The following is an 8175-nucleotide window of genomic DNA, read 5'->3' as shown; positions in this document are numbered from 1 at the left end:
GCTTTCCACCAAGGACACTTCTTGCGGAAGTCCCCCTCCGTCAGCGCTGGCGCGCTGCCACCTCCCCGAATCGGGGAGGATTATGTATCAATCCGCCGCGATCGGACCGTCATGCGGCTTGGGACGTCGGGTGAACCAGGTCAGCCCCGCCAGCACGATGCACAACCACGCCGAGACGTAGAAGATATCGGTCGAGGCCAGCAGATAGGCTTGGCCCACCATCTGCCGTGTGACCGCCGCCACCGCCTGGGTATCGGTCAGGCCCAGATGGTTGAGCCCCATACGTGCCATCTGCCACACCGGGTTCTGGCCGATCGCCTCCGACAGATGCGCCTGGTGCATCGCCTCGCGCCGATCCCACATGGTGGTGGTCAGCGACGCGGCAAAGCTGCCCGCCGTGATGCGTGCGAAGTTGGAGATGCCGGTCGCCGAGGGAATGCGATGTTGCGGCACGCCGTCCAGCGCGATGGTCAGCATCGCGAGGAAGAATGTGCTCATCGCAATGCCCTGCACCATCAGCGGCAGCACGAAATCGCTGAAGCTCGCCTGGGTGTTCAGCCCCGAACGCATCCAATAGGACAGACCGAAGGCGGCAAAAGCGATCGTTGCCATGATCCGCGCATCGACCTTGCCCGACAGGCGCGCGACGACGGGGGTCAGGACCACCGCCACTGCCCCGCTGGGCGCGGCGACCAGGCCTGCCCAGGTCGCGGTATAGCCCAGCTGCGTCTGCAACCAGAGCGGCAGCAGCAGCGTGTTGGCGAAGAACACCGCATAGCCTAGGCAGAAGGACAGGGTGCCGATGCTGAAGTTGCGGCCCTTGAACAGCGACAGGTCCACCGCCGGATTGGCGTCGGTCAGTTCCCAGATGAGCCAGGCGATGAAGCCGACGATCGCGATGACCGTCATCACGACGATCCGGGTCGACTGGAACCAGTCGTCATTCTTACCCAGGTCGAGCATCATCTGAAGCGCGCCGACCCAGACGACCAGCATGATCAGTCCGACCTTGTCGATCGGCAGGTTGCGCGTCGGCGTCTCGCGGCTCGACAGTCCGCGCCAGCATACGCCCGCGCAGAACAGGCCGACTGGCACGTTGATCAGGAAAATCCAGCTCCAGTGATAATTGTCGGAGATGTATCCGCCCAGGATCGGCCCCATGATCGGCGCGACCAGCGTCGTCATCGACCAGATGCCGAGCGCCGTCGACCGTTTCTGCGGCGGGAAGATCGAGATCAGCAGCGCCTGGCTGCCCGGGATCATCGGCCCCGACACTGCGCCCTGCAGGACGCGGAAACCGATCAGCGAGGACAGGTTCCACGCGATACCGCACAGGAACGAGGCGATGGTGAATAGGAAGACCGAGACGCAGAAGGTGCGCACCACCCCGAACTTGCCCATCAGCCAGCCGGTCAGCGGCACCGCCACGCCGTTGGCGACGGCGAAGGCGGTGACGACCCAGGTCGAATTATCCGAGCTGACGCCCAGATTGCCCGCGATGGTCGGCAGCGAGACGTTGGCGATGGTCGAGTCGAGCACCTGCATGAAGGTGCCGAGCGCCAACGCAAAGGCGATGAGCGCCAGCGGCGCGCCTTTCAGCGGGGCGGGGCCATCCCCCGCGCCCGCCTGTGCGGGGGCCCCGGCCATCAGCGGTTCGCCGCGATGATCTGCGCGATCCGGGCTTCGATCGCCGGATCGTTACCGTCGGTCGCGCGCGTCTGATAGGCCTGGGTGGCGGCGGTGCCGATACGCGGGCCGTTCTGGTCGGCGGTGTCCACGGTGACGGTCGCGGACAGGCCGACGCGCAGCGGGTTCTGGCGCAGCTCGTTGGCATTGAGCCCGATGCGCACCGGCACGCGCTGGACGATCTTGATCCAGTTGCCGCTGGCATTTTGCGGCGGCAACAGGGCGAAGGCGTTGCCGCTGCCTGCACCCAGGCCGATGACCTTGCCGTGATAGACGATCTTCCCGCCATACATATCGGCGGTGATCGTCGCGGGCTGGCCGATGCGCAGGTCGCGCAGCTGGGTCTCGCGGAAATTGGCATCGACCCACAACCGGTCGAGCGGCACCACCGCCATCAGCGGGGTTCCGGCCGCGACCTGCTGGCCCACCTGCACCGTACGCTGGGCGATGACGCCATCGATGGGTGCGGTGATGTGCATATGGCTGCGCATGATGGCGGCGCGGCGATAGGCGGCGATCGCGGCAAGCACCGCCGGGTTGGTGTTGACGTCGGTGCCCTGCACGGCGGTCCGCGCCTGGGCGGCCTGGGCCCGCGCGAGTGTCAGGTTGGCGGTCGCGACCTTGACCGCATCGGCGGCGTGCGACAGCTCCTCGCCCGACACCGCGCCTTCGGCGGCCGCGCCCTGGCGGCGGGCATAGTCGGCGCGGGCACGGGTCAGCTCGGCCTGGGCCTGGACGATGGCGGCGCCGCTCTGGTTGACCTTGGTGAAGTCGGCACGGGTCGCGCGGACCGCGCGCGCCAGCTCGGCGGCGGCAGAGGCGAGGCCGACATCGGCGGTCGCGGGGTCGAGGTCGAGCAGCGGCGCACCCGCCTTCACCGTCTGGGTATTGTCGGCATGGATGGCCAGCACCGTACCCGGATCGCGGGCGGTGATCGCCACCACGTCGCCCGCGACATAGGCGTCGTCGGTCTCTTCCTCGGGCTTGGCGAGCAGGAAATGGAACACCGCCCAGACGATGGCGGCGGCGACCACGACGATCGCCAGGATGGTCAGGCCAAGCTTGCGGGCCTTGGGCTTGCCGCCATTCGGAGCCTGGGTCGTGGGGGCGGCGGGGGAGGCGGCTTCGGTGTCGCTCATTGCGTGATACCCTGCGAAGAAGAGGAGAAACCGCCCCCAAGGGCGACGGCCAGCGCGATGCGCGCCTGGACCGCATCGGCGGCGAGATTGGCGTCGGCCTGATCGGCCTCCAGCTGGCGGATGTCGGGGTCGATCAGCCCCAGTTGCGATTGCAGGCCGCTCGACACGCGGATGGCGTTCAGGCGGCGGGTTTCGGACAGGCCGCGCACGACTTCCGCTTGGCGGGCGCGTTCGGTGGCGAGCGTCCGGCTGCGCGTCACGGCATCGGCGGCCTCGCGCACCGCGCCGACGATGCGGTTGTTATAATCGGCGGTGGCGAGGTCGAGTGCGGCGGTCGCCCCGGCCAAACCGGCGCGCAGCCGTCCGCTGTCGAAGATCGGCAGATGGAGGGCGGGGCCAGCCCCCACCGTGCCCGCATCGGCGGTGAACAGATTGCCGAGCCCGACCGCCTGTAGACCCGCAAACGCCATCAGGTTCACGTTGGGGAGGAAAGCCTTGCGCGCGACCTCCTGTCCCTTGGCGGCGGCATCGATCCGCGCGAGCGAGGCGGCGATGTCCGGGCGGCGCGACAGCAGGTCGGCGGGCACCGTGGCGGGAATGGGAAGGGCTGCGTCAAAGGCGATATGGGTCGGCGCGATGGTCGCCGGATAGTCCAGTCCGCGTCCGGCCAGGGCGGCCAGCGCGTTGCGCGACAGGGCCGCCTGCGCCTCCGCCCGGGCGAGCGCGACTCGCGCCTGGGCCAGCAGCGTCTGCGCCCCGGCGGCGTCGATCTGGCTGGCGAGCTGATGCCGGATGCGCGTCTGCACCAGGCCCAGCGAGCGGGTGCGCGTGTCGATCGTCTGGCGCGCGATCGCCGCCTGTCGCTCGGCCCGGGCCAGCTCGACATAGGTCTGGGCGACCGACCCGGCGAGCGCCAGCCGCGCGGCCGTCACATCGAGCGTGGCGGCACGGGTCGAGGCGCGCGCGGCGTCGATCGCGGCGGCCTGTCGTCCGAACAGGTCGATGGTCCAATTCAGATTGGCCTGCGCCTGGCCCAGCCACTGCATCGTGCCCGCATAGGGCGGTGGGATGATATAGCGGCCCGAGAAGCGGTTATACTGTTCCTGCGCGTCAAGCGTGGCGGAGGGGCCGTTATCGGCCCGGCGGCTGGCCAACACTGACTCGGCCTGGCGCAACCGGGCCAGCGCGATATCCAGCGATGGGTTGCCCGCCAGTGCGTCACCGACGATCCGGTCGAGCTGCGGATCGCCCAGCCCCCGCCACCAGTCGGCGGCGACCAGCGGGGCCTGCGCCTGGCCAAGACCGAGCGTTTCCGGCGTTTTGGGCGTCACGCCGGGATGCGCCTGTGGTACCGAACAGCCAGCCAGCAACAGGCCGGTCAGAAGGGCGAAACGCTTCATGCGACGGTCTCCAGGGTGTTGCGCAGGCGCAGGAGATAGCCGAGGAACCGGGCGACATCCTCGCCTGGCCAGTCGGCCATCCAGTCGTTCCACTGGGCCATGACCTTTTCCTTGCAGCGGTCGGTGACGACCCGCCCCGCCTCGGTCAGTGACAGGCGAACCACGCGGCGATCGGTGGTGCAGCGCGACCGTTCGATCAGGCCGCGTTCCTCTAGCGTGTCGAGAATGCGGGTCGTCGCACCGGTGTCATGGCACAAATGGCGCGACAGCTCGGCCGCGGTGCCGCCCACGCCATAATGCAGCGCCATCAGGGCGCTCCACTGGGTATGCGTGACCTCTTCGTCGGCGAAGACCGGTTCCAGCCCGATCCGCGCAAGCTGAAAACAGCGTTTCGTCAGGTAACCGACGGAACGCTCGGGATCGAAGGGGTCTGGATCGGATAGGGACATATCGCTGCAATGGCAATCATTGCCGCGGCAGTCAATTCTCGTTGCGATCATGACATGATTTTCATGATCGCTCTCTTCGGCTCGGCTTTTGGGCCTCACAAACAAAAGCGGCGTGAAAGGCCTATGCCGTTCACGCCGCTCAAGGTTCTCGAATGGAAAAGGTCTATTTGTCCGTTTTGTAGCGGGGCTGTACGCGTCCCGCCTCGTCAGCGGCCTGACGGATCAGCTGGACATTGCGCTTGATCGACGCGGCCAGGGTGGTGCGGATCGCCTCGTCCGCATCCGATCCTGCCGGAACCTCGCGCAGCAGCTGCAGCCATTCGCCGATGGCCTCGTCATGCTGGCCCTTGAAGTCCTTTTCCATCGCAAAGTAGAAGCGCGCCCGCGGATCGCGCGGGTCGAGGGCCAGCGCTTTGCGGAAAGCGTCCGCGGCTCCGGCGGGCAGGCCGACGCCTTCGGATTTGGTCGTCTGCATCAGCGTTTCGCCCAGCGCCGACCAGGCCAGCGGCTGGTTGGGGTCGATGGCGAGCGAGGCGCGATAGGCGGCCCCCGCCTCGTCGAAGCGACGCTTGGCGAGCAGGGCATCGCCCAATTCCTTCTGCGCGGCGGCGCTGCCCGGTGCCTTCGCGGCGACGGCCTGGGCCGCGCCGGGATCGGCGGCCGGGGCCGGACGCTCGACGAAGACCGGCGTTGGCGCAGCCTTCTCCACGGGGCGGCGCAACAGTCCGCGGGCGGTGACGGCGAGGATGATGAGAACGAGCACGACGCCCGCAATGACGAGGAGCTTCTTGCGGCGTTTCATGGATCATCCCTGCTGCTGGCGTCGGACGGGCCTATCACCCGATCGATCTTGAGATAGGGTAAAAGCCGATCGGGAGCGAGGGGCCTGTATGATCCTGGGACAGTCGTCGGGGCGATCCGAACCGTATCGGGACGATATGAACCGTATTGGGACTCGGCCGTGTGGATCTACTATGGTGGTGACGCGCTCTATCCCCCATCACAGGATGCAGATGAACGTTTATAGCGGTCAGGGAGACTGATGGTGGCTGGTATTGCAAAGATGATGGCTGTGGCGGGTATCGTCGCCGGTGCCATGGTGTCGACCGCCGCAAGCGCGGGCACCCTGACCTCGGTGGCGGGCGACCAGACGCCGCGCGCCGGTTCGGTCACGGTCGATTTTAACAGCAACGGCACGCCGGGACAGACGAACCTGCCTAACGGCTTTTCGCTGACCGGTGGCGGCCTGCTGACGACCGGTTCGTCCAATGGCTGGTCCGCGCCGCTTGGTGACACCACCCAGTATCTGATGGTCAATGGCGGCAAGAGCGCGACCCTGAGCACCGGCGGCCAGGGTTTCGACGGCGTCAGCCTCTATTGGGGTTCGGCCGACTCGTACAACACGCTGTCGATCCTCGACACGGCGGGTCAGGTCATCAAGACCATCACCGGCCTCGACTTTGCCGCGCCGGGTGCGGACGCATTGTTCAGCAACCCCAGCAGCCCGAAGTACAACCAGTATGTCACCTACACGCTGGACAGCCTGACCGGCCAGAAGATCGGCGGCCTGAAGTTCGCCTCGGGTCAGACCGCGTTCGAGCTGGATAACGTGTCCTTCTTCAACACCGCGCCGACCTCCGTGCCGGAGCCTGCCACGCTGACCCTGTTCGGCGCGGGCATCGGTGGCCTGATCGCGGCGTCGCGTCGTCGTCGCAAGAAGACCGCCTGAGATCAGGCATCCGGAAATTCAGTCGGTTACGGCTGGGTCTGACGGACGAGAAAGGGTGGCTGAGGCCGCCCTTTTTTGTGCACGTCGTTTGGGGCGGGGGGAGGGCCGCTCGGCAAATCATGTCCGAACGCAAAGAGCCCCGCCGTCACGGATGGGGACGGCGGGGGCTCGAAGACGCCAATGCGCTCAGACGGCGGCGCTGTTCAGCGTTTCCATCTCGCCCATCACGCGCGCCTTGCGGCCATAGACGAACTCGAACAACGGGCTGGCCATCATGGTGGTGACGATCGCCATCAGCACCAGCATCGAGAAAAGCGTCGGACCGATAATCCCCTTTTGCAGCCCGATATTGATGATGATCAGCTCCATCAGCCCGCGCGAGTTCATCAGCGCGCCGATGCCCATGGCGGTGCGATTGTCCTCGCCGCAGACGCGTGCGGCCAGATAGCAGGCCCCAAACTTCGCGGCGATCGAGGCGGCCAGGATGCCTAGCGCAATCAGCAGCAGCGGCACCGAATTCACCATGTCCATTCGCGTATTGAGCCCGGAATAGGTGAAGAACATGGGCAGTAGCAGGACGACCGCCAGAGGTTCGACCTTCTTCTTCAGCTCGGTCACGAACAGCCCGCGGGGCATGAACACGCCCAGGATGAAGCCGCCGAAAATGCCATGCACGCCGATCGCGTCCATGATGAAGGCGGAGATGCAAAAGGCCATCAGCGTGACGGCCAGCACCGTGGTCGACATCTCGCCCCTGGCCTCGACCGCGCGGCCGAGCGGCGCGAGCAGGCGGCGGCCGAACAGGATGAGCAGGCCGACATAGATCACCGCTCCGCCGATCGCCAGGATCGCGACGCCGGGGCCGCCGCCGAAGGTCGCCAGCACGATGGCAAGCACACACCATGACGCAGCATCGTCGAACGCCCCCGCCGCCAGCGACAGCGTGCCTAGCGGACTGTTGGCCAGACCGCGCTCGTTGATGATCCGCGCCAGCATCGGAAAGGCGGTCAGCGCGATGCACGCGCCCATGAACAGGGTGGCATTGGCCTGGCTGATCCCGGCCGCAAACAGGCCGGGCACGGTCAGGAGCATCGGGGTGATCGCCACCGCGATCAGGAAGGGTGCCAGCACGCCCGAGGCGGACACCGCCATCGCGCTCTTCGCCTTGGACTGGAAATGATCGAGCCTGAGCGTCAAGCCGACCAGGAACATGTAGAGCGCCACACCCAGCTGCGATCCGGCATACAGGACGTTGCGGGTCTCCTTGGGAAAGATGGCACCCTGGAGTTCGGGGAAGAACAGCCCCAGCAACGAGGGGCCCAGGATCACGCCCGCGATCATCTCGCCGACGACGGGCGGCTGCGCGAGGAAGCGTTGCCCCGCCCAGCTGACAACGCGACAGGCCAGCAGGATCACCGCCAGTTGCAGAAAGAAGTGGATGCTGTAGTCGCCGGGCACATAGCTGGCCGCGGCGCCCGCCGTGGCGGGCCCGTGCGGAGACAGGATACCGCCGGCCGTCTTCCAGAAACTGTCGATCGCGTCGTTCATATGGTGATGGTCCCCTCCCTGTTCCCGACCGCATGACCGATCGGCGTCGCGATAGCGAGGGCAAGCGGCATCATCTTGCAATGGGAATGTGCGGCCGTGGCGCGGATTTCCCACCATTTTCACCGCACTGTGTTTCGCATGCTACGGAGAGAAGGCGGGTTTGCGGCAACGGAGGCGCCAACCTGTTTCGGTTACGACCAGGATGTCGGCGGCACCGAGCGGCC

At 66.8% G+C, this 8175-nt stretch carries 7 protein-coding genes; 1 reads left to right on the top strand and 6 read right to left on the bottom strand.

Features of this window, described 5'->3' with window-relative positions; genetic code table 11:
* Window positions 1-87: 87 nt before the first annotated feature.
* The 5 genes from SSA01S_RS01555 to SSA01S_RS01535 all read right to left on the bottom strand — a co-directional run bounded on the left by SSA01S_RS01555 (window position 88) and on the right by SSA01S_RS01535 (window position 5476).
* The gene (locus tag SSA01S_RS01555; RefSeq protein WP_061778882.1) at window positions 88-1647 is read right to left on the bottom strand and encodes a DHA2 family efflux MFS transporter permease subunit; all 1560 of its coding nucleotides are present in this window, start codon (window positions 1645-1647) and stop codon (window positions 88-90) included.
* Entirely contained in the window at window positions 1647-2825 is a 1179-nt protein-coding gene (locus SSA01S_RS01550; RefSeq protein ID WP_061778881.1) for an HlyD family secretion protein, read from the bottom strand. The genes SSA01S_RS01555 and SSA01S_RS01550 overlap by 1 nt, the downstream gene beginning before the upstream one ends.
* Entirely contained in the window at window positions 2822-4225 is a 1404-nt protein-coding gene (locus tag SSA01S_RS01545; protein ID WP_061778880.1) for an efflux transporter outer membrane subunit, read from the bottom strand. The genes SSA01S_RS01550 and SSA01S_RS01545 overlap by 4 nt, the downstream gene beginning before the upstream one ends.
* The gene (locus tag SSA01S_RS01540) at window positions 4222-4674 is read right to left on the bottom strand and encodes a MarR family winged helix-turn-helix transcriptional regulator (protein ID WP_061778879.1); all 453 of its coding nucleotides are present in this window, start codon (window positions 4672-4674) and stop codon (window positions 4222-4224) included. Before SSA01S_RS01540 ends, SSA01S_RS01545 begins: the two co-directional genes overlap by 4 nt.
* Before the next feature lie 163 nt (window positions 4675-4837).
* Window positions 4838-5476 (bottom strand): tetratricopeptide repeat protein, encoded by a 639-nt coding sequence (locus tag SSA01S_RS01535; protein ID WP_061778878.1) that lies wholly within the window; start codon window positions 5474-5476, stop codon window positions 4838-4840.
* 240 nt (window positions 5477-5716) lie between these two features.
* Here SSA01S_RS01535 and SSA01S_RS01530 point away from each other — a divergent pair, with 240 nt between their 5' ends.
* Window positions 5717-6403, top strand: a complete 687-nt coding sequence (locus tag SSA01S_RS01530) for an Npun_F0296 family exosortase-dependent surface protein (protein WP_082794861.1) — start codon at window positions 5717-5719, stop codon at window positions 6401-6403.
* A gap of 186 nt (window positions 6404-6589) precedes the next feature.
* On the opposite strand, the gene SSA01S_RS01525 is transcribed toward SSA01S_RS01530, so the two are convergent.
* A complete protein-coding gene (locus SSA01S_RS01525) occupies window positions 6590-7951 on the bottom strand; it encodes a cation:proton antiporter (RefSeq protein WP_061778876.1) in 1362 nt (453 codons plus the stop codon).
* Window positions 7952-8175: the final 224 nt, after the last annotated feature.

The sequence above is a fragment of the Sphingomonas sanguinis NBRC 13937 genome (assembly GCF_001591005.1).
GTDB classification, from domain to species: domain Bacteria; phylum Pseudomonadota; class Alphaproteobacteria; order Sphingomonadales; family Sphingomonadaceae; genus Sphingomonas; species Sphingomonas sanguinis.
This window is presented reverse-complemented; position numbering and strand designations above follow the sequence as displayed.

What these genes read in the sequence shown, in the direction of transcription:
- SSA01S_RS01555 (WP_061778882.1), bottom strand. Translation starts at nt 1,647, where the DNA reads ATGGCCGGGGCCCCCGCACAGGCGGGCGCGGGGGATGGCCCCGCCCCG.
- SSA01S_RS01545 (WP_061778880.1), bottom strand. Translation starts at nt 4,225, where the DNA reads ATGAAGCGTTTCGCCCTTCTGACCGGCCTGTTGCTGGCTGGCTGTTCG.
- SSA01S_RS01540 (WP_061778879.1), bottom strand. Translation starts at nt 4,674, where the DNA reads ATGTCCCTATCCGATCCAGACCCCTTCGATCCCGAGCGTTCCGTCGGT.
- SSA01S_RS01550 (WP_061778881.1), bottom strand. Translation starts at nt 2,825, where the DNA reads ATGAGCGACACCGAAGCCGCCTCCCCCGCCGCCCCCACGACCCAGGCT.
- SSA01S_RS01525 (WP_061778876.1), bottom strand. Translation starts at nt 7,951, where the DNA reads ATGAACGACGCGATCGACAGTTTCTGGAAGACGGCCGGCGGTATCCTG.
- SSA01S_RS01530 (WP_082794861.1), top strand. Translation starts at nt 5,717, where the DNA reads ATGGTGGCTGGTATTGCAAAGATGATGGCTGTGGCGGGTATCGTCGCC.
- SSA01S_RS01535 (WP_061778878.1), bottom strand. Translation starts at nt 5,476, where the DNA reads ATGAAACGCCGCAAGAAGCTCCTCGTCATTGCGGGCGTCGTGCTCGTT.